The sequence below is a fragment of the Nocardiopsis akebiae genome, from assembly GCF_018316795.1.
GTDB lineage: Bacteria > Actinomycetota > Actinomycetes > Streptosporangiales > Streptosporangiaceae > Nocardiopsis > Nocardiopsis dassonvillei.
Genome location: NZ_CP074132.1, coordinates 4,040,141 through 4,064,285, shown reverse-complemented (window position 1 = coordinate 4,064,285; position 24,145 = coordinate 4,040,141). Strand labels below are relative to the sequence as shown.

Genomic DNA, 24,145 nt, shown 5'->3' with positions numbered 1-24,145 from the left:
CTGTTAGGGCCGTGCGTCCATGACCTCGTGCATGCGGCTCCCGCGCCAGTCCGCCAGCAGCCGGTGGAAGGCCACGGGACCGGGGCTGTAGGAGAAGCCGCCGTGCACGCCCGCGCCCTCGCGGTTGTAGTAGCCGGGAGTGCACTCGGCCTGGAACGCCGAGTTGTCGTGCGCGGTCTCCCGGACGGTCCGGCCCCACTCGTCGGCGGCCTCCTGGGAGGGCTCGACCACCGGGGCCCCGGTCTTGCGCGCCTCGGCGACGACGGCGGCGATGTGCTCGGCCTGCTCCAGCAGGATGTGCGCGAAGTTCACCGAGTTGGCGTTCTGGAGCGCGCCCAGGTGGAACAGGTTCGGGAACCCGTTGCTGTAGAAGCCGTGCAGCGTGCTGGGTCCGCGGCTCCAGGAGGCCAGCAGGTCGCGCCCGCCGCGCCCGCGCACCGGCAGCGTTCCCGACATCACCCCGGACACGCCCACGTCGAACCCGGTGGCGAAGACGACGCAGTCCACGGGGTACTCGGTGTCCCCGACGACGATCGCGTCCTCGGTCATGCGGGTGATGCCGCCGTGGTCCGCGGTGTCCACCAGGGTGACGTCGGGCCGGTTGAAGGTCTGGAGGTAGTGGTCGCTGAAGCAGGGCCGCTTGCACATGTAGCGGTACCAGGGCTTGAGCAGCTCGGCCGTGGCCGGGTCGTCCACGACCTCGTCCACGCGCGCCCGGATCTGGTTCATCTTGCGGGCGTCGACGAGCTCGTCGATCCGCTCGCGCTCCTCGGTCGGGACGCTGGTGTCCAGCGCGCCGGAGATCATCTTGCGCTGGAGCCGGGCGGTGGAGGTCCAGCCGTCGCGGGTCAGGTCGGTCTCGACCCGCTCGCCGGAGACGATCGCCAGGAAGTTCTCCATGCGCTCGCGCTGCCAGCCGGGCTTGAGGGAGGCCGCCCACTCCGGGTCGGTGGGGCGGTTGTCGCGCACGTCCACCGAGGAGGGGGTGCGCTGGAACACGTACAGGTGCTTCGCGTCGCGTCCCAGGTGCGGGATGACCTGTACGCCGGTCGCGCCGGTGCCCACGACCGCGACCCTCTTGTCGGCGAGGCCGGTGAGGCCGCCGTTCTGGTCGCCTCCGGTGTAGCCGTAGTCCCAGCGGCTGGTGTGGAAGGTGTGGCCCCGGAAGGTGTCGATCCCCGGGATGCCCGGCAGCTTGGGCTGGGTGAGCGTGCCCGAGGAGGTGATGACGAACCGCGCGCGCATCCGGTCGCCGCGGTCGGTCTCCACTACCCACTCGTCAGCGTCCTCGTCCCAGGTCAGCGCGGTGGCGCGGGTGTGGAACAGGGCGTCGCGGTACAGCCCGAAGGTCTCGGCGACGGCCACGGCGTGGCGGCGGATCTCCTCGCCGGGTGCGTAGCGCCACTTCGGTACGTAGCCGACCTCCTCCAGCAGGGGCATGTAGGAGTAGGACTCGATGTCGCAGTGGATGCCCGGGTAGCGGTTCCAGTACCAGGTTCCGCCGAAGTCGCCCGCCTCGTCCATCATCCGGATCGACTCCACGCCCGCCTGGCGCAGCCGCGCGCCGGTGGTCAGGCCGCCGAAGCCGCCGCCGATCACGAGCACCTCCACGGTGTCGGTCAGCGGTTCGCGTTCGGTCCGGGGGGTGTAGGGGTCCTTGGCGTAGTAGCCGAACCCGCCCTTGGCCGAGCGGTACTGGCCGGTGCCGTCGGGGCGGACGCGGCGGTCGCGCTCGCGGGCGTACCTGGCCCGCAGCGCGTCGAGGTCGATCTCCCCGGTGCGGTCGTCGGTGTCGGCGGTCGTGTCGGAGGCTGTGCCCATGTGCCGTCCTCACTTCGTTGCCGTCGCATCGCGACGCGGACGCGGCGCCGGGCTCGCGCGGGGGATGGCCGTGGTGCTCACGGGAGCGTGGAACGGGATCCGGGCGGCTGCCATCCCGATGCGGCGGCGGTGTCGTTGAACCGTGCGCCAAAAAGCTTAGCATCAGGCTAAGTATTTGGGGTCGGGGGGCGCCCGTCGCGGCGCTCTATCATGGCGGCTATGCGGCAACAGGCGACCGAACAGGGCGAACACGAACGCGAACGCATCGTGCGCGAGATCCAGACCCTGAACGGGATGATGGAGGAGACCGTGATGGCCGCCCTCCTGCAGAACCTGCTGTCGATGGACCTCACCATCCAGCAGCTCAGGGTGCTCATGGTCCTGGTCACCACGAAGGAGGGCGCGACGGGCAGGGGGCTGTCGGAGTCGTTCGGCGTCTCCATGGCGTCGATGTCGGGCGTGCTCGACCGGCTCGTGGCCCACGGTGTCGCCGAACGCTCGGCCGACCCCGACGACCAGCGCGTCCGCCGCCTCCGAGCCACGCCCCTGGGCGCCTCGGTCGTGCGGCGGCTGATGGTGGCGCGGCCCTTTCGCGACGACATCCTCATGGGCCTGCCCATGGAGGACCTGCGCGCCCTCGAACAGGGGTTTCGCGCGGTGAGCAAGGAGATCTCCCGGCTGGGCGCAACGGACTGACCCCGCGCGCCGGGCGGGCCGGTCACCGGGCGGCCCCATGTCCGGGGCGACTGGGGACAGGGGCGCGCCCCGCACGTGCGGGGCGGGAGGGTTACCGGCCCGACCGGGCGGACAGCCGTGGCGAGACCATGCGTCCGACCGCGCGCAGCAGGGCCCGGAACTCGGCCCCGTTCGGGCGCACGCCCAGACCGGCGTACATGAGCGCGTTCCCGTACTCGGCCATGAGGACGATCCGGCCGTCCTCGACGTCGAACCGCGTCACGTAGGTGTTGCGGTAGGGCTGGCCCGTGCGCGCGACGACCATGTCGCCGACGCCGTGGAAGAAGAGCTGGCGGCCGTCGGGCGAGACGCGCCACGCGTGGTCGCGCCACCGCAGCGGGGCGAACTTGTCGAACAGCGCGCCCGTGTAGGCCAGGACCTCGCTCCTGCCCTTGACGTCCGCCACGCACAGGCCCCGTGTGCGCCCCTCGATGATGTCCGTGACGCCCTCGGGGGTCGTGGCGCCCCGGGCGTGCATGAACAGCTGCCGCGCGTCGTCGGCCAGGGTCCGGGCCACGGCCTCGATGTCCTCGGCCTCGACGGCGCGGACGAACTCCCGGGCCACGGCGAGTCCGGCGTGGGTGGCGGGGGTCAGCCTCTGGTCGTGCATGGAAGTCTCCGATCGTCGTGTTCCGCCGCGCGTTCCGGGCGGTCCCGGTGCGCCCGGTGCGGTGTGCTCTCGATGATCCGGGGAGCCGGACGGGGGAGGAAGACCGCGTCGAGGGTGGTACCGGCAGGACCAGGCTCGCCCGACGGCACGGGGCGCGGGGCGGGGACAATGGGGGGCATGTCGAGCAGCGATCGGACCGAGTTCGGGGAGTACCTGCGGCGGCGCAGGGCCGCGATGAGCCCTCCGGAGCCTCGGGGCGGTGTGCGGGTGTCCCGTCGGCGGGTTCCGGGGCTCCGCCGCCAGGAGGTCTCCGACATCGCGGGTATCTCGGTGGAGTACTACACGCGCCTGGAACAGGGCCGGGCGCCCCGCCCCTCGCGTGAGGTCCTCTCCTCGCTGGCCCGGGCGTTCGGGCTCTCGGACGCCGAACGCGACCACCTCTTCCGGCTGGGGGGCGAGCCCCCGCCCGAACCGGCCTCGCCCTCCTCGGTCATCCGCCCCGGGCTGCTGCGTCTGCTGCGCGGCCTGGACGAGACGATGCCGGTCACCGTGCACGACGGGCGGCTCGACCTCCTCGCCCGCAACAAGGCCGCGCGGGAGCTGCTGGGGTCCCTGACCGGCGGCGGTCCGTTCGATCGCAACATCGCCTACCAGGCCTTCACGACCGACGTGCTCACGCAGCTGCTCGGGGGCGGGGGCGCGGACCGGTTCCTGCGGGCGGCGGCCGCCGAACTCCGGACGGCGCTGAGCCGGTACCCCGAGGACGCCTACCTTCGCGCCCTGCTCGCCGAGCTCACCGAGACCAGCCGGAGCTTCCGCGACCACTGGGAGGAGGGGGAGGTCGGCGTTTCGAGGTCCGCGGTCAAACAGATGCGCCACCCGGCCCGGGGGTGGTCCCGCTTCGAGATCGAGGTGCTCCACGACCCCGAGCGGGACCACTGGATCATGCTCTACACGCCTCACGGCGAGGAGCAGCCCTCCGTGCCGTGAGGGGCGTCAGTCCCTGGGCGCGACGGCGTGGTCGAACCCCAGTTCCCGGAGGGCGGTACGCAGCCGCTCGGCCGAGCGGTCGAGGACGCCGTGGTCCGTCTCGGTCTCGACGCCGCTGAGGTCGAAGTCGGACATGTCCCAGACGGGGGCCACGTGGACGTGCATGTGCGGCACCTCGAAGCCCGCGACGAGCAGCCCGGCGCGGGGCGCGTTCCAGGCGGCGCGAACGCCCCGGCCGACGGCCTGGGCCACTTCCATGCACCTGGTCAGGAGGGCGGGGTCGGCATCGGTCCAGTGGTCGACCTCCGCCCGGGGGACGACCAGGGTATGGCCCGGCCGGAGCGGGGCGATGGACAGGAAGGCCACGACCTCGGGGTCCTTCCACACGAAGTGTCCGGGGAGGTCGCCGGCGATGATCTTGGAGAAGAGGGTCGGCAAGGGCAGGCCTTTCCAGCACGGGTGGGAACAGACGGTTCCTCACAGTGTGGGGGTCAGGACCCGGTGGGGCGTCCGGAACCGGCGGGCTCCGGGACTCCACCGCCGAGCCCTCGCACGGCGCGTGCCGCGATGAGCTGTTCGAACGTCACCGCCGAACCGCTTCCCAGCGCACCCGCCACGAAAACCGCGAAGCCCGCCAGCAGCACCGGGCGGCCGCCGAACCGGTCCACGGCCCACTCGGCCAAGGGCAGCGCCAGCCCTGCCATCAGCAGGAAGACCGTCGTGACCCACACGAGCGAACTCATGGCGGTCCCTAGAGCCTGTGCCAAGGTGGCGAGCGCCATCGACGTGACCGAACTGGCCAGTAGCGAGACGGAGCCGATGACCGCCAGCGCGGCGGGCGTCAGGGGGAGGCAGCGCGCGGAGGCGGTCGTCGGCGTCATCGGTCCGTTCCGCGCCAGACGGCGACCAGCGCGGTGATCCCCGGGAGAGCCGGAGGACAGAGCAGGGTCATGCCCAACCGCAGGGGAACGATCCGGTCGTACGCACCGCCTGCGCCCCCGGCGCTGAGCACGAGCGCTCCCATGCCGACCGCGAACAGGGCCGTGACCATCCCGCGCTTCCGCCATCCGCGTCGAACCGCCGCCAGGGAGATGAGCCACCCCGCGAGCCCCGTGGCGTCGACGATCACCAGGTAGAGGATGACCGCCGTCCGGTCGGCGGCTATCTCGACGGCGCCCCACTGGGGTTGGGCGGCCCGCACGTGCCCGTGCGCAACAAGGAGGCGCTTGAGGACGCGATCGTCGAACGCGTCCTCGCCGAGTCGATCCCGTGAACCCGAGGCGTCGTACTCGTGGCAGGAGGCGATCACCGGTTATGAGAGCCTTCTGTGAAAGCCGCGGGATTCCCGCCGCGTCGCACGTCATCGTCCTCCGCTCGCTGATCAGGTCCCGGAACGGGGCACTCCTTCGAGCAGGGCGGGGGCGGATTCTGGGAGGGTGTTCACCGGTCCGTGCACGGGCTCCTGGGGCCGGTGTGACCTACGCGACTGGCGGTGCGGATACACCCGGGGGTATGGTGGGTGCACGGGCGGAAGGAGACCAGATGAAGCCTGAAATGGTGGGCGACGCCATCACGCGACTCAAGCGCGCGCAGGGCCAGCTCTCCGGTGTCATCTCGATGATGGAGGCGGGGGAGGACTGCACCGCCGTCCTCCAGCAGCTGGCCGCGGTCTCCCGGGCCCTGGACCGGGCGGGGTTCAAGATCGTCGCGAGCGGCATGCGGCACTGCAACACCGCACGCGAGCGGGGCGAGGAGCCCGAGCTCACCGAGGAGGAGCTGGAGAAGCTGTTCCTGGCCCTGGCGTGAGGGTTGGTGGGCGCCGACCGGGTGTCGGGCGCCCGCTCGCCGCCTTTCGCGCGGAGCCCCGCGCAGTTCTCGACCGGGGCGTCTCCATGGCTTCTGGATACTCCCCCCTGTATATGGCGGGCGGGTAGCCGGCAGTCCGGGTTCCCGCGCGTCCGTAGTCCCGATCCGCCCACTGGATACCCCCGGGTGTATCCAGATCCGCTCCCGCAACACCGAAGGAAGGAAACACATGAGTGACCACGGCATCGACGTGCGCGCCGTGCGCGTACTGCTCGAAACCGACCCCCGCGCCCTGATCGTCGACGTGCGCACCCCCGCCGAATACGAGGGCTCCCACATCCCGGGGGCCGTCAACCTGCCGCTGGATCAGGTGGACGCCCACCTGGAGCGCATCGTCACCGGCGCGGGCGGCCGCCTCGTCCTGGTCTGCCGCTCCGGCAGGCGGGCCGCGCGGTGCCGGAACACGCTGGCGGGGGCGGGCCTGGGCGACGCGGTCGTGCTGGAGGGCGGCATGAACGCCTGGGAGGCGCAGGGGGCGCCCCTGGAGCGCGGCCGCGAGAGATGGGCGCTGGAGCGCCAGGTCCGACTGGTGGCGGGCGGCATCGTCCTGGGCTCGGTGCTCGCCTCCACGCTGTGGTTCCCGGCGGTGGCGGTCGCAGGTGTCGTCGGTGCGGGGCTGGTCCTCGCCGCCGCCACCGACACCTGCGCCATGGGCATGGCCCTGTCCCGCCTTCCCTACAACCGGCCGAGCGAGGAGGTCGACGTCGAGGACTCCCTGGCCCGCATCGGCGTCGGCCGATGAACGCACGCGAACAGGGCCGCCTTCTGCCCTCTGGATACTCCCCCCAGTATCTGAACAGGACTGACACGTCACACAGCACCCACCGGACAAGGAGCAGAGCATGCTGCTGGAACGCCTCTACGACGACGACCTCGCCCAGGCCGGCTACTTCATCGGCTGTCAGGCCAGCGGAGAGGCCGTCGTGGTCGACGCCCGCCGCGACATCGACGACTACCTCGGACTGGCCCGCGCACACGGCATGCGCATCGTCGCCGTGACCGAGACCCACATCCACGCCGACTACCTCTCCGGCACCCGCGAACTCGCCGCGGCCACCGGCGCCACCGCTTACGTCTCCGGCGAGGGCGGTCAGGACTGGCAGTACGGATTCGACGCCGAACGGCTGCTCGACGGTGACGCCATCACCGTCGGCAACATCACGGTCCGGGCGAGCCACACCCCCGGGCACACACCCGAGCACCTCTCCTTCCTGGTGACGGACGGGGCGTTCAGCCGCGACCCCGGTTACCTGCTCTCGGGTGACTTCGTCTTCGCCGGGGACCTGGGCCGTCCCGACCTGCTCGACGAGGCCGCCGGGCGGACCGGCACCCGGTTCGAGGGCGCCCGCCAGCTCTTCGAGAGCCTGCGCCGGGTGTTCCTGAACCTGCCGGACCACGTCCAGGTCCTTCCCGGACACGGGGCGGGCAGCGCCTGCGGCAAGGCCCTCGGCGCTCTTCCGGCCACCACGGTCGGGTACGAGCGGCTCAACGCCTGGTGGGGTCCCTACCTGCGCGCCGACGACATGGAGGGCTTCGTCGCGGAACTGCTCGACGGACAACCCGACGCCCACGCCTACTTCGCGCGGATGAAGCGCCAGAACAGGGAGGGGCCCCGGGTCCTGGGCCGCCTCGCCCCGCCGCCCGCGCTCTCCCGCGAGGAGGTCGGCAGGTCCCTGAGCGAGGGCGGGAGCGTCCTCGTCGACACCCGTCCCCACACCGAGGTCCACCGGGGCACCGTGGCCGGGGCGCTGAACATCCCGGGTCCGGCCAAGGCCGCGACCTTCGGGGCCTGGGCCCACGACCCCGAGTCCGAAACCCGCCCCCTGGTGCTGCTCGCCGACGACGGGGACACCGCCCGCCGGGTGCGCGACCACCTGCTGCGGGTCGGCATCGACCACGTGTCCGGTTACACGACCAGCACGGAGGGGCTGCCGAGGACGGTGCCGCCGCGCGTCACCCCCGAGGAGCTCGAACAGTCCGGCGCCGCGCTCCTGCTGGACGTGCGCACCAGGGGCGAGCACGCCGAGGGGCACATCCCCGGTTCGCGGCAGCTCAGCGCGGGCCGTGTGCTGTGGAACCTCGACGCGCTGCCGACCGACGGCACCATCGTGAGCTACTGCCAGTCCGGCGCCCGCAGTTCCGTGGCGGCCTCGGCTCTGCGCCGCGCGGGATACGACGTCGTCGAACTCGACCGGGGTTACGGCGCCTGGGAGGACTGGAGGCGGGACCGGGACGCGCCGGTGCGCGCTGGTGCCGACTGAGGCACGCGGCGGGGCCGCGCCCGCCGCCCCGCAGCGGGGCGCGCGTGGGCGGGCGCCGCCCCCGCGTCGTCCGGGCGGCCTCCGCGCTGTCCGGACCGCCCCCGCGCCCCACCATCCCCGAGCCATCGGCCGCCCGCGCCCGCCGCGGCGAGCCACGGAAGCGGAGTCAACATGGAGTTTCAGATCGTCCTCGCCCTGGGCCTCGCCGCGGTGGTGGGGCTCGCGCTCGGACTGCTCGGCGGAGGCGGTTCCATCCTGATGGTGCCGCTGCTGACCTACGTCGCGGGCATGGACCCCAAGGAGGCCATCGCCGCGTCCCTGTTCGTCGTGGGCCTCACCTCGCTTGTCGGCGCGCTCGCGCACGCACGCGCGGGAAACGTGCGCTGGCGTACCGGGCTGGTGTTCGGAGCCGCCGGGATGGCGGGGGCCTTCGTCGGCGGAGTGGTGGGGGCACACGTCCCGGGCGCCCTCTTGATGACCGCCTTCGCCCTCATGATGGTCGCGACCGCCCTGGCCATGCTCCGGGGCGGGAGGGCGACCCCCGACCGGGGGTCGGCCGCCGTGGCGCCGCCGCTGGGACGCGTCGTCCTCGACGGAGTGGTGATCGGCGCGGTCACCGGGCTGGTCGGCGCCGGAGGAGGCTTCCTCGTCGTGCCCGCCCTGGTGCTGCTGGGCGGACTGGCCATGCCGGCCGCCGTGGGCACCTCCCTGCTCGTGATCGGCATGAAGTCCTTCGCCGGACTCACCGGTTACCTGACCGCCGTGAGCCCGGACTGGGCCCTGATCGGCGCGGTCAGCGCGCTCGCGGTGGCCGGTTCGCTCGTGGGGGTGCGCCTGACCTCCCGCGTGCCCGAAGCCGCCCTGCGCAAGGGGTTCGGCGGCTTCGTGCTGCTCACGGGTGTGTTCGTGCTGATCCAGGGGCTCTCCGACCCCCTCGGCGCGGCCCTGGTCGCCGCGGCGGCGGGTCTGGCGGCCCTGGCCCTGGTGTGCCGCCTGGTCGGTGACCGCTGTCCCCTGGTCCCCCTCCTCCGGCCGCGCGCGGGATGAGCGGGATGACCGAGGCGGATACGCCCGGTCCGGTCGTGGGCCTTGTCCGGCCGCGCGGGACGATCCCTCCCTCCGCCGGAGGCGCGGCGGCCCCGTGCGGAGGCGGACGCCCGCGCGGTTGGCGGCGGCCCCGGCGGACGGGGCCCCGCTGCCCGCGAGGGCCGGTTCCGTCCGGGCGCGACGGGGTGCGCGACGCCTCGGGCCTCGGCCCGCCGGTGCGGACCGAGGCCCGGGGCCGTCGGTTTCGGAGCCGGGGCGCCCGCGCGGGCGCGGTCGGCTCAGAAGCGGTCGACCAGGAGCTGTCCGTCGGCGGCGCGCTGGCCGCTCAGGCCGCTGCCGTAGTTGGCCTCCACCCGCGAGCGCTCGGAGGCGTTGGGGTAGCGGCTGGTGCAGTCCACGCCGCCGGTGGAGCCCGACATCAGCGACGAGCACGGGCCGGGCTTGGCGTCGGGCAGGCCCAGGCTGTGGCCGAGCTCGTGCGCGGCGATGCGCACCGCGTCGTAGCCCTGGGCGGTGCCCTGGCGGCCCATCCAGACGGTGACCTGCCCGCCCGGGCGCACCGGGCCCAGGTGGGCGCGGGGCCAGCCGTCGTCGGCGACGATCCGGATCTCGGCGCGCCGTCCGGCGGAGGCCGGTTCCAGGCGCACGTTGCCGACGCTGGAGTTCCACACGTTCACGGCCGAGGCGACGGCGGAGGTGTACTCCGCGGCCCGGCTGGCGTCGTAGTACAGGACGGTCTGGCGCAGCGGCTGGTTCTGCTCCGCGGGCGCGGCGGTGGCCGGGGCGGCGCCCACCAGCGTCAGCGCCAGGGCGCTCAGGGCGATCAGGAAGGGCATGAGGACACGTCTCAGCATGGGGGTCTCCCGGGGGTGAGGGTGCTGATGCTGCTTGGTGACCCGGTGGGGTCGGGTCGATGCTATGCGTAGCGGTGTGCCGCCACAAGATGTGCTGGACGCCTAATTGGGGCACCGCGTACCGGTTCGCGGGCCCCGGGGAGAGCGCGCCGTTCTGTCGTAGAGGTCCGATACAACGGAGGAATCCGTACGCCACGACCACCGCGAGGTACTCCCTGATGGACCGTCCCGCCCTGCCCCTGCCGCCCGCCGACGACGCGTCGCACGTGTCCGGGATGCTGCTCCTGCGCACCGACCACGACGACGGGGCCTGGGAAGACGTGCTCTCCCGCATGGGCGAACTGCCCGGTCTGGTGGCGCCCGCCCCCGGTCGGCAGGCCTCCGAGGTGTCGGAGGCCCCCGTTCCCCGTCGCCTGGTCGTGGTGGACGACCCCGCCTGGCGGGGCGCCACCCCCGAGGAGGTGGTCGGGGCCCTGGGCCGGGACGGGGAGTGGGTCCCCGACGTGGTCCTGCTCGCCAACGACAGGACCACGGCCAACGCCGGTCCGCGCCCGCTGCTGGCGTTCCGCGGCACCGGCGGGGAGGCGTTCCGCATCACGCCCCGCCAGGCGGCCCTGACCTACCTGGTGATGCACTGCCAGGACCTGGACGCGGTCCTGGACGACTTCGAGGATTGGGCTCCGGCCGAACCCGAGTGGGAGGCCGAGGAGGACGAGACGGTGGAGGACTGGGAGGACGGCCTCCCCGACCCGGTGGGCGCCCACCTGGAGGCCCAGGAGGCCCCGCCCCGCTACGAGCCCCCGGTTCGGCCCCTGCCTCCGCTCACCCACGCCAACGACGGTCTGCTCGTGCGCACCGACTTCGCCGACGAGGCCGCCTGGACGGCGCTCCTGGACACCGTGTACCGCCCGGGCCGGGGCTACGGGAATCCGATCGACGACTTCGGCGACCACATCGGGGTCGTGGACGACCCGGTGTTCGAGGGCGCCACCCCCGAGCAGCTGATGTCGCTGGTACGCGCCGACCCGGAGGACCCCGACGAGGGCGCCGCGGACGCCCTGCTGGTGGCGGACCGGACCGCCATGAGCGATCCGGAGCACCGGCTCCTGGTCGTCCCGCTGGAGGCGCACGCGGGGCGCACCTTCCGGCTCGTCCCGGAGAAGGCCGGGCTCATGCTGGTCAACCTGGCCATCGCCAACCAGGACGTCGAGGACTACATGGACGCGGAGGAGAAGGCCCGCATGCACGGGTGGTGACCCGTGGGGGCGGGGCTCCGCCCGGCCGGAGGAGCCTGCGCCCCCGCCCTCGCGCGGTAGGTTGCGGATATGGATGAGAGCGGGAATCACCGTGCCGACGAGGGCGACGCCGAAGTGCTGCGTGCCGTGGGCGCGCGGCTGCGTGTTCTGCGCAACCGCGCGCGGCTGACCCTCGCCGAGCTGTCGGAGCGCACGGGGGTCACCCCGAGCACGCTGTCGCGCCTGGAGACCGGGCGCGCGCAGCCGACGCTGGGCCAGCTGCTCCCGCTCTCACGCGTGTACCGGGTGCCCATCGACGATCTGGTGGACGCGCCCAGGGTGGGCGATCCGCGCGTGCACCTGCACCCGGTGCGCCGCTTCGGACTGACGTTCGTCCCGCTCAACCGGCGCGCGGGCGGGGTCCAGGCGTACAAGGTCCTCTACCCTCCGGCGCGGACGCTGCCGCCGCCCGAGCTGCGCACACACGAGGGGCACGAGTGGTTCTACGTGCTCTCGGGGACCATCCGGCTGGTTCTGGGCGCAGAGCAGGACCTGCTGCTGGGCGCGGGGGAGGCGGCCGAGTTCGACACCCGGACCCCGCACTGGATCGGCAACCCGGCCGAGGACGGACCGGCGGAGACCATCGCGATCTTCGGAACCCAGGGCGAACGCGTCCACCTGCACGGGACCTGAGGGGCCGGGCGCGCGGAGGGGACGGACACCCGCGCAGCCGCGTGCCCGCCCCCGGCCCGCCGGAGACGGGGCCGCAGGGAAAGGGGCCCGGAACCACCGGGAGGGATCCGGGACGATCGCGGGAGGCGCCCGGAGCTGTCGGGGACGCGCCGTGCGCACGTGCTTTTGCAGTTCTGCAAGAGAACTGGCCCCGCGGCCCCGGCGGGGCGAACACTGGCGTCCATGGAGACAGACAAGAACGCCTCGCCCAGCCGCGATTTCTGGGAAACCCGCTACCGGGACGGGGACCCCTCGACGCCGCCGCCCGGTCCCAACGCGGCCTTCGCCCGACTCGCCGGGGAGCTGGCCCTGGTGCCACCGCCGGAGCCGGGAGGCGGGGCGGGCGCGAGCCGCGCCCTCGAACTCGCCTGCGGCCGGGGCGGGGACGCCCTGTGGCTGGCGGACCGGGGATGGAACGTCACGGCCGTCGACGTCTCGGAACACGCCCTGGCCGTGCTGGCCGAGCGGGCCCGCCGCGCCGGAGTCCAGGGCGCCCTCACCACGCGGCGCCACGACCTGGCGCTGTCGGTGCCCGACACCGGACCGTGGGACCTGGTCTACGCGAACTACTTCCACACGCCGGTGGACATCGACCGTGACGCCGTGCTGCGCCGGGCCGCGCGGTCGGTGGGCGGGGGCGGGCTGCTGGCCGTGATCGACCACGCTTCCAGCGCGCCCTGGTCCTGGGAACAGCGCGACGACTTCCCCGCCCCCGAAGACCTGTGGCGGTCGCTGGACCTGGGCTCCGACTGGACCGGACTCGTGTGCGAGCGGCGTTCGCGAACGGCCCACGGCCCCGACGGCCGGAGTGCGCGGGTGAGCGACAACGTGGTGGTGGCCCGGCGCCGTACGGGGGCGGCGCCGAAGGGTTCGACGAGGACGGCCGATGCACCCTCGCGCCGACGCGACCAGCCCCCGCCCAGGACGGGGTCCGCGGAGAAGGAGGTCCTCACGGGGTTCCTGGCCTACCTGCGCGAGAGCGTCCTCGCCAAGCTGGACGGCGCGCCGGAGCAGCACGTGCGCACTCCGGGCGTCGCGTCCGGCACGAACCTGCTCGGACTGGTCAAGCACCTGGCCCACGTCGAGCGCGCCCTCTTCCTCGGGGAGGAGGTCGGCGACTGGCAGGCCACGTTCCACGCCGACACCGGTGAGACCACGGCGGGCGTTCTGGAGGGATACCGCGCGGCCGTGGCCGCCGCCGACCGTGCCATCGCCGCCTGCGACGACCTCGGCGGGCCCGCGCACGCGGGGCGCCGGAACGGACCGGCCCCGTCGATGCGGTGGGCGCTCGTGCACATGATCGAGGAGACCGGCCGCCACGCCGGGCACCTGGACATCCTCCGCGAGCTGGTCGACGGCCGCACCGGCCGCTGACCACCACCGCGTCCTCCCGCGCGCCCCTCCCACCGCCTCGCGGTCCGGGACCGGTGCGGCGGGCACCTCAGCGGCCCCCGGAGGCGGGGGCCGGGTCCGCCGCGACCGCGCCGGGGCGCCACAGGCCCGCCGCCGCCAGGGCGCACGCGCCCGTGAGCACCCCGGCGCCGCCCAGCACCAGGACCGGTTCCAGGCCCCCGGCCCACCCGGCCAGCGGGTAGGTGAGCAGGAAGCAGGCGTGGGAGAGCGAGAACTGGGCGGCGAAGACCCCCGCCAACGCGCCCTCGGGAGCGGCCCCGCGCAGCAGCCGCCCCGTGGGCGCGGACACCAGCGCGCACCCCGCGCCCAGCACCGCCCATCCCGCGCCGAGCACCAGCGGTCCCGGTGCCAGGGCCCAGCCCAGCGCCAGTGCCGCCGCTCCCGCCGTGAGGACGCCGGGACCGGTGAGCATGAGCGCGCGCGTGCCGAACCGCTCCACCAGCGCCCCCAGGGCCAGCGCCACCGCCATGGAACCGCCGCCGAAGCAGGCCAGGACCAGCGCCACGGCGGTGTCGCCGCCGCCCAGGTGGGAGCGGACGAGGACGACGGTGTCGACCAGGACCAGGGCGGTGACCACGGCCACCGCCGTGTTCAACGCCGTCAGCGCCAGCAGGCGCCGGTCGGTGCCGAAGGCCCGCCAGCTCGCCGCGGCCCGGCGGGGACTCCGCGACCCGGGCGTCGGGGCGGGCAGGGCCGTGGCGGCCACCAGGGCGGCGGAGGCGGCGAAGCCGAGCGCGGTCAGCGCGAACAGGCCGTCGAAGGGGATCGCGAGCAGCACGAGAGCGGCCAGCAGCGGTGAGGCCAGCGCCTCCAGGTCATAGGCCAGCCGCGACAGGGCCAGCGCCGAGGTGTAGCCGCGGTCGTCCACCAGTTCGGGGATGACCGCCTGGAAGGTGGGCGTGAAGGTCGCCGAGGCGCACTGGAGCACGGCGATGAGCGCGTACACCTGCCAGACCTGGTCCACGAACGGCAGACAGGCCACCGCCAGGGCGCGCACCGCGTCCGAGCCCACCAGCACCGCCTTGCGCGGGGCCCGGGCCAGGGTCGCGGTCAGCAGCGGCCCCGCGCCCACGTAGGCGAGCATCTTGGCGGTCAGGGCGGTGGCCACCACCTGCCCCGCCCGGCCCGGAGCCAGCTCGTAGGCCAGCAGCGCCAGGGCGACCGTGGCCAGCCCGGTGCCCGCCAGCGCCACGACCTGGGCGTAGAACAACCTGCGGTAGGAAGCGAAGTCCGTCAGCACCCGCCACACCACGACCACCACCCGGAGAAGAAGGAAGAGCACGACCAGGAGCACCATATATGTGCGCAAGTACGCACATGATGTCATATTCCGCGGGGTCCTCCCTCCTCCGGGCCCTAGACTGCGCACATGCGCACCAGCGACGAGCAGGCCGTCCCCAGCCGGGTGCACCCGGCTCCGCCCGAACCCGAGCGGCTCGCCGTGGCCGCGAGCGTGTTCGCCCTGCTGGCCGACCCCACCCGGCTGCACCTGCTGTGGACCCTGGCCGGGGGCGAGGCGGACGTGGGCCAGCTGACCGAGGCCTGCGGAGCGTCGCGCACCGCCGTCTCCCAGCACCTGGCCAAACTGCGCCTGGCCGGTCTGGTGGAGTTCCGCAAGGAGTCCCGGCACGCCATCTACCAGCTGCGCGACGGCCACCTGCGCCGCCTGGTGCTGGAGGCGCTCAACCACGCCGACCACGTCGTGACGGGTGAGCCCTTCCACGACTGACTGCGGGTGTGCGCAGTGGCTTGTCCGAACAGGTCCGACCCGCCGACCGACCGATGCCGACAGGGTGTCCTCGACGCGGTTCGCCGGTCTGCTCGGGGGAGCCGCTGCACGCGACGGGCCGGGCGATCGTGACCCCATGGGAGCCTTGGTCCAGAAGCCCCGCCCCGGGCGCGTCCGCGACGCCGCGGGACCGGGCGGCCCGCCCGGCTCCGGGGAACGCCGGACGCACCGGTGCGCCCCAGCGCCCGCCGACAGCGGTGCGGGGTTCCCTATCCCGTGGCCGCCGAAGGCCCCGCCGACACCACCGCTACAGTTCCTGGCATGGACCGGCACACCTCCACGCGGCGACAGCGCACCCTCGCGGTGCCGCTGGTCGCGCTGGTGCTCATGTGCTTCATGTGCGCGCTGTGCCACAGCACGGGCCCGGTCGCCCAGACCGTTCCCGCCGCCACAGCAGCCGCGTCCACCTCCGCTACCACCGCCGCGACGGCCGACTGCCCGGAGCGGCCCCGGGAAGCCGCCGCGGTCACCGACGCGGCCCCGGCCCCGCAGACCGCGCACGCGTGCGCGGTCACCGAGGGGCACGGACTGCCCACCGCGCCGCCCCTGTTCCTCGTCGTGCTCGGCGTCGCCCTGGTCCTCGCGCTCCTGCTGGCGCCGCGGCCGGGACCGGCCCCGCGCCCCGTCAGCCGCCCGCCCCTGGCCCCCCACGGGTACGGGCTGCTGACCCTGCTCTGCGTCCAACGGGTCTAGGACGCGGTCACCCGCCCCCTCCCCGCGCCACGCGCGGGGGGCATCAGCCGCGCTCCGCGCGGCTCCTTCCCCGTGACCGTCTCCCCGGGCGCGCTCCGCCGCGCCCCGCACCCCAGGACACACCCACATGAGCAAGAACCTCGGCATCACCCTCGGCCTGATCATGGTCGCCGTCATCGGCCTCGGCCTCCTCATCGCCCTCGACGACCGGGGCGGCGGCGCCGCCCCCGCGGCCACGGACGGCTCCGCCGACCCGCAGGCCGCACCCACCGCACCGACCGGACTCCTGGTCCGCGAGGACAGCCGACACCTCGACCGGGTGGAGGAGGCACCGGTGACGGTCGTGGAGTTCCTCGACTTCGAGTGCGAGGCCTGCCGCGCCCAGTTCCCGGTCATGGAGAAGATCCGAGAGGACTACGACGGACGGATCAACACGGTCATCCGCTACTTCCCGATGCCCGGGCACACCAACGCCGAGCCCGCCGCCGCGGCCGTGGAGGCCGCCGCCCAGCAGGGTGCGCTGGAACAGATGTACGTCCGGATGTACGAGACCCAGGCCGAGTGGGGCGAGTCCCAGGACTCCAAGGCCGAGGTGTTCGTCGGCTTCGCCGAGGACCTGGGCCTGGACACGGAGGAGTTCACCGCGACCATGGAGGACCCCGCCACGCTGGAGCGCGTGCGGTCCGACTTCCGGGACGGCGTGGCCCTGGGCGTGCGTGGCACCCCGACCATCTTCGTCAACGGCCGCCCCGCCCCCAGCATGCCCGGCTACGAGGCGCTCTCGGAGATGATCGACCGGGAGCTGGAGGGATGAGCACCCCGACCGCGCCCCGCCGCGCCGCGGCGGCCCCGCCCGGTGCCGCCACACCCGTCGTCAGCAGGGCCCTGCCCTGGCTGCTCACCCTGGGCGGCGGCGCCGGGCTGTTCGCGGCACTGGCCCTGCTGGTGGAGAGGATCCGGGTGCTGGCCGACCCCGGGCACGTGCCCGCGTGCAGCCTCAACCCGGTGCTCTCCTGCGGCACCGTCATGGCCGCCCCGCAGGCCGAGGTCTTCGGCGTGCCCAACCCGGTCATCGGCGTGGTCTGCTTCGCCGTGGTCACCACCGCGGGCGCGGCGCTGGCCGCCGGGGCGCGCTTCGACCGCTGGTTCTGGCTCGGACTCCAGGCTGGCGTGGTGTTCGGCGCGGTCTTCGTGCACTGGCTCATCTTCCAGAGCCTGTACCGCATCGGCGCGCTGTGCCCGTACTGCCTGGTCGTGTGGGCGGTGACGATACCCCTCTTCTGGTACGTCACGCTGCACAACGTGCGCTCCGCGCACCTGCCCGCGCCGGGATGGGCCGCCAGGACCCTGGACCTGCTGGCCCGCAACCACACCGTCGTGCTCACCGTGTGGGCGCTGGCGGTCGTCGGCGCGGTCGCCCAGGCGTTCTGGACCTACTGGTCCACGCTGCTGTGAGCCCGCCCCCCGGCGGGCCGCCGCGCGCGTCGGCGGATCGGCGCCGACGCGCGTGGCGCAACCCGTGACGGAGCGTGCGCGGAACGTAGGTTGGGTCCATGCGCGTACTGGTCACGGGTGGTGCCGGGTTCATCGGATCGAGGGTCGCGGAGGAACTCCGCCTGGCCGGGCACGAGGCGGTCACCCTCGACGCCTACCTGCCCCAGGCCCACACCGGGAGGGACACCGAGCACAGAACCGTGGACGTCGTGGGCGACGTCCGGGACGGCGAGATCGTCGAACGCGCCCTGCGGGGCGTGGACGCGGTCTGCCACCAGGCGGCGATGGTGGGGCTGGGCTCCGCGGACTTCCTGGACGCCCCCGACTACGTCCGCTGCAACGACCTGGGCACGGCGGTCCTGCTGGCCGCCATGGCCAGGACCGGCGTCCGCGACATCGTCATGGCCGGTTCGATGGTCGTCTACGGGGAGGGGCGGTACACGTGCCCCGAGCACGGCGACGTCCGTCCCGGCCCGAGGTCGGAGGCGGACCTGCGGGCGGGGGTGTTCGACCCGCCGTGCCCCCGGTGCGGGGCGCCGCTCGTGCCAGGCCTGGTGGGGGAGGACGCGCCGAGCGACCCGCGCAACGTCTACGCCACCACGAAGCTGGCGCAGGAGCACCTGTGCGCGTCGTGGGCCCGCTCCGTCGGCGGACGCGCGGTGTCGCTGCGCTACCACAACGTGTACGGGCCGGGGATGCCGCGCGACACCCCGTACGCGGGCGTGGCCTCCTTCTTCCGCTCGGCGCTGGCCCGGGGCGAGGCGCCGCGCGTGTTCGAGGACGGCCGCCAGCGGCGCGACTTCGTGCACGTGGGCGACGTGGCGCGGGCCAATGTGGCGGCGCTGGAGGCAGTCGCGGGCAGGGCCCCGGGGGAGCTGTCCGCCTTCAACACCGGCAGCGGGACCCCGCACACCATCGGTGAGATGGCCCGGGCGCTGGCGGACGCGCACGGCGGCCCCGAGCCCGTGGTCACCGGCGAGTACCGGCTCGGCGACGTCCGGCACATCACCGCCTCCTCCGACCGCCTGACGCGGGAGCTGTCCTGGCGGCCCGGGGTCGGCTTCGCCGAGGGGATGGCCGAGTTCGCCCGCGCCGAACTGCGCGGTTCGACCGGTTCGGCGGCGCCGGAGGCCGAGGCGTCCGCGTGTCGCGACCGCCTTTCCCGCCCTGTGTCCACATGACTTCGTAGCGTAACCAGGGTGAGTAGAGAACCACACGAGTACGGCCAGGACGAACCGGCGCAGGCGTCGCCCGACACGGCGGGCGGCGACCCGCCGCCACCGGTCGACGTGGTGCTGCCCTGTCTGGACGAGGCGTCCGCCCTGCCCTGGGTGATGGAACGCGTCCCACCGGGGTGGCGGGCGATCGTCGTGGACAACGGGTCCACGGACGGCTCGGCGGGCGTCGCCGCGGAGCTGGGGGCCCTGGTCGTCTCCGAACCGCGCAGGGGGTTCGGCGCCGCGTGCCACGCGGGCCTGTCCGCCGCGACCGCCGAGTTCGTCTGCTTCTGCGACTGCGACGCCTCCCTGGACCCCGCCCTGCTCCCGCGGATGGTGGAACGGGTGCGGGTCGGCGGGGCGGACCTGGTCCTGGGCAGGCGGCGCCCCGTCCGCCGGGGGGTCTGGCCGACGCACGCCAGGGTCGGCAACGCCGTCGTCGCGCGGATGCTGCGTACGCGGACCGGGGTGCGGGTGCGCGACATCGGGCCGATGCGCGCCGCCCGCAGGGCGGACCTGCTCAAGCTGGGGATGACCGACCGGCGTTCGGGCTACCCCCTGGAGACTGTCGTGCGCGCCGCCGACGCCGGTTGGCGGGTCGACGAGGTGGACGTCCCCTACCTGCCCAGGTCGGGGGCCTCCAAGGTGACGGGGACGTGGCGCGGCACCTGGACCGCCGTGCGCGACATGACGGCGGTGCTGCGCGAGCCGCCGGGCCCGGAGGGCGTGCGCGCGAGGGGAGGGCGGCCATGACCCGTGACGGCGGGCCCGGCCTCCCGGCGGGGGAGGCCACCCTGATGGTGATCGCCAAGGAACCCGTTCCCGGACGGGTCAAGACACGGCTGACCCCCGAGTACTCGCCGCGGGAGGCCGCCGCGGTCGCCGAGGCCGCCTTGGCCGACACCCTGCACACGGTGCGCTCGCTCCCCGCCCGCAGGAGGCTCCTGGTGCTGGAGGGGCGGCCCGGGCCCTGGCTCCCGCCGGGGTTCGAGGTGGTCCCGCAGTCGGGCGGCGGGCTCGACGAACGGCTCGCGCACGCGTTCGCCCGGTGCTCGGGCCCCTCCCTGCTGATCGGCATGGACACCCCCCAGGTGACCGGGGAACTCCTGGGACCCGCCCTGGCCCCGGACGCCTGGGAGCGCGCCGACGCGTGGTTCGGCCCGAGCGAGGACGGGGGCTTCTGGGCGCTCGGCCTGGCCGACCCCGACCCCCGCCTGCTGCGGGGCGTGCCGATGTCCACGGAGCACACCGGGCGCTTCCAGCGCGCGCGGCTGGTCGGGGCCGGGCTGCGCGTGGGCGACCTGGACGTGCTCACGGACGTGGACACGCCCCGCGACGCCGCGCTGGTCGCCTCGCTCGTCCCCGGCAGCCGCTTCGGCAGGGCGGTCCGGCACGCCGGAGCGGGGTGTCGGCGGTGAGCGCGACCGAGACCGGGATCGACACGAGGTCGGCTCCGTGGCTGTGCGACCCCTACTCGCGGGCGCTCGCCGACGGCCGCGGCCCCCTCTTCCTGCGACGGCCCGACGGGTGGATGCTGCGCCTGGACGTCGAACGCTGGTGCGGGGGGACCGACGCCGCGGACGAGAGCGTGCTGGAGCGCTGCGAGGGCGACACGCTGGACGCCGGGTGCGGGCCCGGGCGCATGGTCGTCGCGCTCGCCGCCCGGGGCCGCCGGGCGCTGGGCGTGGACATGAACCCCGTGGCCGTGTCGCGCGCGGTCGAGTCGGGCGGCCGGGCGGTGTGCGCCTCGGTGTTCGACCCCCTGCCCGGCGAGGGGAACTGGCGCACCGCGCTGCTGCTCGACGGCAACATCGGCATCGGCGGAGCCCCCGGCGACCTGCTCGCCCGCATGCGGCAGATCGTGCTGCCCGGCGGCCTGCTCATCGTCGAGACCGCCGCCCACGAGGTCCACGAGTGCGTGACGGTGCAGGTCACCGACGGCCGGGGGGAACCGGGCTCCCCGTTCCCGTGGGCGCGGATCGGCCCCCGCGCCCTGCGGTGGTGCGCACGGGAGAGCGGATGGGAGTGGTCGGAGGCCTGGCAGGTGCGGGGACGCCGGTTCGCGGCGCTGCGCGCGCCGCGGGGCAACCCGGCGCCGGCGCCCGCCCGTCCCGCGGTGACGGCGTGACGCGGCCCGGACTCCACCAGCGCGACGTCCGGGACGCGGTCGGCGCGGCCCGGACGGGAGCGCGCGCCGATCTGGCCGTGGCGGCCCTGGCCGCGCTCCTCTTCGCGGCCGCCGCCGTCATCGGCACCCGGATCGAGCGCGCCCACGGCGTCCTGCACGTGGACTGGCCGCCGCTGTACGCGTCCTGGTTCCCCCACACGGGACCCGGCACGGTCCCCGCCCTGGCCCTGGCCGCGGCGGTGGCTGTCTGCGGGCCCGCGGCGGCGCGCGCCCTGCCCTGGCGCGTCCTGGTGTGGGCGGTCTGGGCCGCGTCCGCGCTCTGGACCACCGCGCTCGCGCTGGTCGACGGGTGGCGGCGCGGGATCGTCGGCCGCATGCTGTCGCCCCACGAGTACCTGTCCTCGGTCGACCGCTTCGAGGACGTGGGCGCGGCGCTGAGCACGTTCACCCGGCACATCCTCATCGGGCAGCCCGACAACTGGCCCACGCACGTGGCCGGACACCCTCCGGGCGCCGTCCTGACCTTCGTCGCGCTGGACCGGATCGGCCTGGGCGGCGGGGCGTGGGCCGGGCTGTGGTGCGTCGTGGTCGGCGGCTCGGCCGCCGCCGCGGTCCTGGTCGCGATGCGCGCGCTCGGCGCGGAGCCGACGGCGCGCCGGGCGGCCCCGTTCCTCGTGCTGCTGCCCGCCGCGGTGTGGGTGGGCACGTCGGCGGACGGGTACTTCGCGGCGGTCACCGCGTGGGGCCTGGCCCTGCTCGCCGTGGCGGCGGCCCCCGACGCGCGTGCGCCGCGCGCCACCGCGCTGGCGGCCGGTCTGCTCCTGGGGTGGTCGGTGTACCTGTCCTACGGGCTCGTCCTCATCGGGCTCCCGGCCGTGGCGGTGCTCCTGTGCGCGCGGACCGCGCGCCCCCTGCCCTACGCGCTGCTGGCCGCCCTGGCCGTCGCCGCGGCCTTCACCGCGGCCGGTTTCCATTGGTGGGAGGGCTACCAGCTGCTCGTGGAGCGCTACTACCAGGGGTTCGCGTCCGTCCGGCCCTACGGCTACTGGGTCTGGGCGAACCTGGCCGTCGCGTGCCTGACGACCGGAGCCGCGACGGCGGCGGGCCTGCGCCGGGCCCTGGCGCGCCTGCCCGGGGCGGTGCGCGGCCTGCGCCGGGCGCCGTCCCGGGAGGAGGCCACGACGGCCCTGCTGGTGGCCGCCGCCCTCGGCGCGGTCGCGGCCGCCACCCTGTCGGGGATGAGCAAGGGCGAGACCGAACGCATCTGGCTGCCGTTCGTGCTGTGGCTCGTCCCGGCCGCCGCCCTCCTACCGGATCGCCACCACAGGGCCTGGCTGGCCGTCCAGGCGGCCACGGCACTCCTGGTCAACCACCTGCTGCTCACCGGTTGGTGAACCGGGGCGCTCCCCGGGGCCGGTGCCCGAGGCCCCGGCGTCCGCGCGGGCACCGGCGAGGGAACCCGTCCGCGGCGCGGACGCGGGGGAGCGCCGCGGACGGGACGAACGGTGTCGTCCCCCCCGTGGCTCAGCCGCGCAGCTGGTCGAGGGTCTCGGTCCGCGACCTCTGGACCTCCTCGTCCAGCCCCAGGCCGGAGGCCCCGGAGGCCTCACAGGAGACGTCCTGTTCCGGGAACCCGCCGTCGACCAGGTAGCTCGTGGCCACGTCCCAGGCGCAGGGGTTGTCGCCGTAGACGTATGCGCCGTGACCGCTGTCGTCGACGCTCACCAGGCGGGAGCGCTGGCCGAACTTCTCGTCCAGCGTCACGCCGCCCAGGTGCGGCGTGGCCGGGTCGCGCAGGTTCTGCATGATGAGGACGTTGTCCGGACCCTCACCGGTGATCTCCACGGCGGGCTCGGACGGAGCGTCGTTCCAGTACGCGCAGGGCATGACGTTGGCGCTGGCCGCGCCGTACATCGGGTACCTCTCCCGGTCCTCGGCCACGCCCTCCCGGTAGGCGGCCAGGTCCTCGGGCCACTCGACGTCGTTGCAGGTCGTCGCGAGGAACACCGACCATGCGTTGTCGGAGGGCCACAGCTCTCCCGTCGCCGCCCCGGCTCCGCCGAGCCCGCTCTCCTCCATGTGCCGCCGCACCGCCTCCTCGTCCGCGAGGCGCACCGACTGCCACAGCTGCGCGGTCCGCCCGTAGCTGCGCTCGTTGTAGAGCCCCACGAAGACGGACAGCCGGAAGAGGTGGCCGTTGACACCGGCCACCGGACCCTCCTCGTCCAGCCGCTCGGCGGTCTCGAAGTAGGTCTCCCGGACCTGTTCGGGCGAGTCGCCCAGGCCGTAGCTGCCGTCGCGCTCCGCCGCCCACGCGGCGAAGTCGGGGAAGGTCTCCTCGAAGCCCAGGCCGAACCTGCGCATGCCGTCGTAGTCGAGGAAGGTGTCGCCGATGTTGCTGTCGAGCACGATCCGGTCGGTGCTCTCGGGGAACATCGAGGCGTAGGCCGCGCCCAGCGCCGACCCGTAGGACAGCCCGAAGTAGCTGGCCTCCTCCTCGCCGAGGGCGGCCCGGATCCGGTCCAGGTCGCGGGCCGTGTTCGCCGTCGAGATGTGGCGCATCAGCCCGTTCTCGTCGCTGCGCGCGCACTGGTCGGCGACCGCCTCGGCGACCGCGGCCTGTTCGGTGACCGCCGCCTCGTCGACGGCGTAGGGCGGGATGTTGCCGAAGTACTCCTGGTCGGTGGTGAAGCCGCAGCTCACCGCCGAGGAGTGCCCGACGCCGCGGGTGTCCATGCCGATCAGGTCGTAGCTGTTCAGGACGCTGGCTGGCATGCCCAGGGAGGCCAGGTCCGCGGGCATCGACAGCCCGGACCCGCCCGGGCCGCCGGGGTTGAGCAGCAGCACGCCGCGCCTCTGGTCCGGGTCCGTGCTGGCCAGCCGCGACACCATGATCTCGATCCGGTCGCCCCCGGGGTCGTCGTAGTCCACGGGCACCGGCACGGTGGCGCACTCCAGCGGGTGCGTCCCGGCCGGAACGTCCTCGGGGCAGGCTCCCCACGCCAGATCCGTCGCCGGCGCCCCGTCCCGCTCGTCGGCCGCGGCCGGTGCGGCCGCGACCAGTGAACCGGCCAGGCACACCGCCACCACCGGGGGCAGGCTCCGGCCCGCGCTCCGCCTTCGTCCCATGTCTGCAGCCTCCTGGATGTCGATTTCACCGGCGCTCCCCGGGCACGGCGCCCCGCCGCCTGTGGCGGGAGGGCCGTGCCCGGGGAGCGCCGGAGGTACGCGTCCAGCCTGCTGTCACTCCGCCGAGTCCA

Annotated in this window: 26 protein-coding genes; 18 read left to right on the top strand and 8 right to left on the bottom strand. The window is 74.3% G+C overall.

The annotated features are described in order from the left end of the window. Window positions 1-3 precede the first annotated feature (3 nt). Window positions 4-1,821: a flavin-containing monooxygenase gene (locus KGD83_RS17405; protein WP_212640198.1), complete on the bottom strand. Its 1,818-nt coding sequence runs from the start codon at window positions 1,819-1,821 to the stop codon at window positions 4-6. Window positions 1,822-2,040: 219 nt separating this feature from the next. Between KGD83_RS17405 and KGD83_RS17400 the strand changes: the two genes are divergently transcribed. After that, the gene (locus KGD83_RS17400) at window positions 2,041-2,517 is read left to right on the top strand and encodes a MarR family winged helix-turn-helix transcriptional regulator (RefSeq protein ID WP_041552577.1); all 477 of its coding nucleotides are present in this window, start codon (window positions 2,041-2,043) and stop codon (window positions 2,515-2,517) included. A gap of 91 nt (window positions 2,518-2,608) precedes the next feature. Here the strand turns inward: KGD83_RS17400 and KGD83_RS17395 are convergent, their stop codons facing one another. Next, a complete protein-coding gene (locus tag KGD83_RS17395) occupies window positions 2,609-3,166 on the bottom strand; it encodes a nuclear transport factor 2 family protein (protein WP_013152735.1) in 558 nt (185 codons plus the stop codon). A gap of 177 nt (window positions 3,167-3,343) precedes the next feature. Between KGD83_RS17395 and KGD83_RS17390 the strand changes: the two genes are divergently transcribed. After that, a complete protein-coding gene (locus KGD83_RS17390) occupies window positions 3,344-4,156 on the top strand; it encodes a helix-turn-helix transcriptional regulator (protein ID WP_249351919.1) in 813 nt (270 codons plus the stop codon). 6 nt (window positions 4,157-4,162) lie between these two features. Here KGD83_RS17390 and KGD83_RS17385 read toward each other — a convergent pair whose 3' ends face one another. From KGD83_RS17385 to KGD83_RS17375, 3 genes are read right to left on the bottom strand one after another with little or no spacing between them, the layout of a single operon-like run. Next, window positions 4,163-4,594, bottom strand: a complete 432-nt coding sequence (locus KGD83_RS17385; protein ID WP_212640196.1) for an HIT family protein — start codon at window positions 4,592-4,594, stop codon at window positions 4,163-4,165. 53 nt (window positions 4,595-4,647) lie between these two features. Beyond that, window positions 4,648-5,037 (bottom strand): MFS transporter, encoded by a 390-nt coding sequence (locus tag KGD83_RS17380; protein ID WP_212640195.1) that lies wholly within the window; start codon window positions 5,035-5,037, stop codon window positions 4,648-4,650. After that, window positions 5,034-5,465, bottom strand: a complete 432-nt coding sequence (locus KGD83_RS17375) for a hypothetical protein (protein ID WP_212640194.1) — start codon at window positions 5,463-5,465, stop codon at window positions 5,034-5,036. Before KGD83_RS17375 ends, KGD83_RS17380 begins: the two co-directional genes overlap by 4 nt. 245 nt (window positions 5,466-5,710) lie before the next feature. Here KGD83_RS17375 and KGD83_RS17370 point away from each other — a divergent pair, with 245 nt between their 5' ends. The 4 genes from KGD83_RS17370 (at window position 5,711) to KGD83_RS17355 (ending at window position 9,330) form a co-directional block, all read left to right on the top strand. After that, a complete protein-coding gene (locus KGD83_RS17370; RefSeq protein WP_047872072.1) occupies window positions 5,711-5,962 on the top strand; it encodes a metal-sensitive transcriptional regulator in 252 nt (83 codons plus the stop codon). A gap of 229 nt (window positions 5,963-6,191) precedes the next feature. Then, window positions 6,192-6,764 (top strand): rhodanese-like domain-containing protein, encoded by a 573-nt coding sequence (locus KGD83_RS17365; RefSeq protein WP_212640193.1) that lies wholly within the window; start codon window positions 6,192-6,194, stop codon window positions 6,762-6,764. Window positions 6,765-6,864: 100 nt separating this feature from the next. Beyond that, window positions 6,865-8,283: an MBL fold metallo-hydrolase gene (locus KGD83_RS17360; RefSeq protein WP_212640192.1), complete on the top strand. Its 1,419-nt coding sequence runs from the start codon at window positions 6,865-6,867 to the stop codon at window positions 8,281-8,283. A gap of 171 nt (window positions 8,284-8,454) precedes the next feature. Next, window positions 8,455-9,330 (top strand): sulfite exporter TauE/SafE family protein, encoded by an 876-nt coding sequence (locus KGD83_RS17355; RefSeq protein ID WP_212640191.1) that lies wholly within the window; start codon window positions 8,455-8,457, stop codon window positions 9,328-9,330. Between the two features lie 278 nt (window positions 9,331-9,608). Here the strand turns inward: KGD83_RS17355 and KGD83_RS17350 are convergent, their stop codons facing one another. Continuing rightward, on the bottom strand, window positions 9,609-10,184 hold the full coding sequence (locus KGD83_RS17350) for a snapalysin family zinc-dependent metalloprotease (protein WP_212640190.1): 576 nt from the start codon (window positions 10,182-10,184) through the stop codon (window positions 9,609-9,611). Between the two features lie 218 nt (window positions 10,185-10,402). On the opposite strand from KGD83_RS17350, the gene KGD83_RS17345 reads away from it, so the two are divergent. The 3 genes from KGD83_RS17345 to KGD83_RS29140 all read left to right on the top strand — a co-directional run bounded on the left by KGD83_RS17345 (window position 10,403) and on the right by KGD83_RS29140 (window position 13,525). After that, window positions 10,403-11,440 carry a DUF6924 domain-containing protein gene (locus KGD83_RS17345; protein ID WP_212640189.1) on the top strand — a complete coding sequence of 346 codons (1,038 nt, stop codon included), beginning with the start codon at window positions 10,403-10,405 and terminating at the stop codon, window positions 11,438-11,440. A 69-nt stretch (window positions 11,441-11,509) separates the two neighbouring features. Then, the gene (locus KGD83_RS17340) at window positions 11,510-12,112 is read left to right on the top strand and encodes a helix-turn-helix domain-containing protein (RefSeq protein ID WP_212640188.1); all 603 of its coding nucleotides are present in this window, start codon (window positions 11,510-11,512) and stop codon (window positions 12,110-12,112) included. Window positions 12,113-12,334: 222 nt separating this feature from the next. After that, a complete protein-coding gene (locus KGD83_RS29140; protein ID WP_212640187.1) occupies window positions 12,335-13,525 on the top strand; it encodes a mycothiol transferase in 1,191 nt (396 codons plus the stop codon). A gap of 67 nt (window positions 13,526-13,592) precedes the next feature. Here KGD83_RS29140 and KGD83_RS17330 read toward each other — a convergent pair whose 3' ends face one another. Then, window positions 13,593-14,873, bottom strand: coding sequence for an MFS transporter (locus tag KGD83_RS17330; RefSeq protein WP_249351918.1), 1,281 nt, complete (start codon window positions 14,871-14,873; stop codon window positions 13,593-13,595). Between the two features lie 60 nt (window positions 14,874-14,933). Here KGD83_RS17330 and KGD83_RS17325 point away from each other — a divergent pair, with 60 nt between their 5' ends. The 9 genes from KGD83_RS17325 (at window position 14,934) to KGD83_RS17285 (ending at window position 22,279) form a co-directional block, all read left to right on the top strand. Next, window positions 14,934-15,293, top strand: a complete 360-nt coding sequence (locus tag KGD83_RS17325; RefSeq protein ID WP_013152750.1) for an ArsR/SmtB family transcription factor — start codon at window positions 14,934-14,936, stop codon at window positions 15,291-15,293. A gap of 321 nt (window positions 15,294-15,614) precedes the next feature. Continuing rightward, window positions 15,615-16,046: a hypothetical protein gene (locus tag KGD83_RS17320; protein WP_212640185.1), complete on the top strand. Its 432-nt coding sequence runs from the start codon at window positions 15,615-15,617 to the stop codon at window positions 16,044-16,046. A 127-nt stretch (window positions 16,047-16,173) separates the two neighbouring features. Next, complete coding sequence (locus tag KGD83_RS17315) at window positions 16,174-16,860, top strand: DsbA family protein (protein WP_212640184.1); 687 nt, start codon at window positions 16,174-16,176, stop codon at window positions 16,858-16,860. After that, window positions 16,857-17,501 carry a vitamin K epoxide reductase family protein gene (locus KGD83_RS17310; RefSeq protein WP_212640183.1) on the top strand — a complete coding sequence of 215 codons (645 nt, stop codon included), beginning with the start codon at window positions 16,857-16,859 and terminating at the stop codon, window positions 17,499-17,501. The genes KGD83_RS17315 and KGD83_RS17310 overlap by 4 nt, the downstream gene beginning before the upstream one ends. Window positions 17,502-17,599: 98 nt before the next feature. Next, complete coding sequence (locus KGD83_RS17305; protein ID WP_212640182.1) at window positions 17,600-18,721, top strand: NAD-dependent epimerase/dehydratase family protein; 1,122 nt, start codon at window positions 17,600-17,602, stop codon at window positions 18,719-18,721. Window positions 18,722-18,739: 18 nt separating this feature from the next. Continuing rightward, window positions 18,740-19,510 (top strand): glycosyltransferase family 2 protein, encoded by a 771-nt coding sequence (locus tag KGD83_RS17300; RefSeq protein ID WP_212640181.1) that lies wholly within the window; start codon window positions 18,740-18,742, stop codon window positions 19,508-19,510. Then, on the top strand, window positions 19,507-20,175 hold the full coding sequence (locus tag KGD83_RS17295; protein WP_212640180.1) for a TIGR04282 family arsenosugar biosynthesis glycosyltransferase: 669 nt from the start codon (window positions 19,507-19,509) through the stop codon (window positions 20,173-20,175). The genes KGD83_RS17300 and KGD83_RS17295 overlap by 4 nt, the downstream gene beginning before the upstream one ends. Beyond that, window positions 20,172-20,885, top strand: coding sequence for a class I SAM-dependent methyltransferase (locus KGD83_RS17290; protein WP_249351917.1), 714 nt, complete (start codon window positions 20,172-20,174; stop codon window positions 20,883-20,885). The genes KGD83_RS17295 and KGD83_RS17290 overlap by 4 nt, the downstream gene beginning before the upstream one ends. Further along, window positions 20,882-22,279 (top strand): hypothetical protein, encoded by a 1,398-nt coding sequence (locus tag KGD83_RS17285; RefSeq protein WP_212640178.1) that lies wholly within the window; start codon window positions 20,882-20,884, stop codon window positions 22,277-22,279. The genes KGD83_RS17290 and KGD83_RS17285 overlap by 4 nt, the downstream gene beginning before the upstream one ends. Before the next feature lie 130 nt (window positions 22,280-22,409). Here the strand turns inward: KGD83_RS17285 and KGD83_RS17280 are convergent, their stop codons facing one another. After that, the gene (locus tag KGD83_RS17280; protein ID WP_249351916.1) at window positions 22,410-24,014 is read right to left on the bottom strand and encodes an alpha/beta hydrolase; all 1,605 of its coding nucleotides are present in this window, start codon (window positions 24,012-24,014) and stop codon (window positions 22,410-22,412) included. Between the last annotated feature and the right edge of the window lie 131 nt (window positions 24,015-24,145).

What these genes read in the sequence shown, in the direction of transcription:
- KGD83_RS17365 (WP_212640193.1), top strand. Translation starts at nt 6,192, where the DNA reads ATGAGTGACCACGGCATCGACGTGCGCGCCGTGCGCGTACTGCTCGAA.
- KGD83_RS17345 (WP_212640189.1), top strand. Translation starts at nt 10,403, where the DNA reads ATGGACCGTCCCGCCCTGCCCCTGCCGCCCGCCGACGACGCGTCGCAC.
- KGD83_RS17395 (WP_013152735.1), bottom strand. Translation starts at nt 3,166, where the DNA reads ATGCACGACCAGAGGCTGACCCCCGCCACCCACGCCGGACTCGCCGTG.
- KGD83_RS17360 (WP_212640192.1), top strand. Translation starts at nt 6,865, where the DNA reads ATGCTGCTGGAACGCCTCTACGACGACGACCTCGCCCAGGCCGGCTAC.
- KGD83_RS17370 (WP_047872072.1), top strand. Translation starts at nt 5,711, where the DNA reads ATGGTGGGCGACGCCATCACGCGACTCAAGCGCGCGCAGGGCCAGCTC.
- KGD83_RS17320 (WP_212640185.1), top strand. Translation starts at nt 15,615, where the DNA reads ATGGACCGGCACACCTCCACGCGGCGACAGCGCACCCTCGCGGTGCCG.
- KGD83_RS17400 (WP_041552577.1), top strand. Translation starts at nt 2,041, where the DNA reads ATGCGGCAACAGGCGACCGAACAGGGCGAACACGAACGCGAACGCATC.
- KGD83_RS17380 (WP_212640195.1), bottom strand. Translation starts at nt 5,037, where the DNA reads ATGACGCCGACGACCGCCTCCGCGCGCTGCCTCCCCCTGACGCCCGCC.
- KGD83_RS17315 (WP_212640184.1), top strand. Translation starts at nt 16,174, where the DNA reads ATGAGCAAGAACCTCGGCATCACCCTCGGCCTGATCATGGTCGCCGTC.
- KGD83_RS17295 (WP_212640180.1), top strand. Translation starts at nt 19,507, where the DNA reads ATGACCCGTGACGGCGGGCCCGGCCTCCCGGCGGGGGAGGCCACCCTG.
- KGD83_RS17280 (WP_249351916.1), bottom strand. Translation starts at nt 24,014, where the DNA reads ATGGGACGAAGGCGGAGCGCGGGCCGGAGCCTGCCCCCGGTGGTGGCG.
- KGD83_RS17340 (WP_212640188.1), top strand. Translation starts at nt 11,510, where the DNA reads ATGGATGAGAGCGGGAATCACCGTGCCGACGAGGGCGACGCCGAAGTG.
- KGD83_RS17310 (WP_212640183.1), top strand. Translation starts at nt 16,857, where the DNA reads ATGAGCACCCCGACCGCGCCCCGCCGCGCCGCGGCGGCCCCGCCCGGT.
- KGD83_RS17405 (WP_212640198.1), bottom strand. Translation starts at nt 1,821, where the DNA reads ATGGGCACAGCCTCCGACACGACCGCCGACACCGACGACCGCACCGGG.
- KGD83_RS17325 (WP_013152750.1), top strand. Translation starts at nt 14,934, where the DNA reads ATGCGCACCAGCGACGAGCAGGCCGTCCCCAGCCGGGTGCACCCGGCT.
- KGD83_RS17390 (WP_249351919.1), top strand. Translation starts at nt 3,344, where the DNA reads ATGTCGAGCAGCGATCGGACCGAGTTCGGGGAGTACCTGCGGCGGCGC.
- KGD83_RS17305 (WP_212640182.1), top strand. Translation starts at nt 17,600, where the DNA reads ATGCGCGTACTGGTCACGGGTGGTGCCGGGTTCATCGGATCGAGGGTC.
- KGD83_RS29140 (WP_212640187.1), top strand. Translation starts at nt 12,335, where the DNA reads ATGGAGACAGACAAGAACGCCTCGCCCAGCCGCGATTTCTGGGAAACC.
- KGD83_RS17350 (WP_212640190.1), bottom strand. Translation starts at nt 10,184, where the DNA reads ATGCTGAGACGTGTCCTCATGCCCTTCCTGATCGCCCTGAGCGCCCTG.
- KGD83_RS17355 (WP_212640191.1), top strand. Translation starts at nt 8,455, where the DNA reads ATGGAGTTTCAGATCGTCCTCGCCCTGGGCCTCGCCGCGGTGGTGGGG.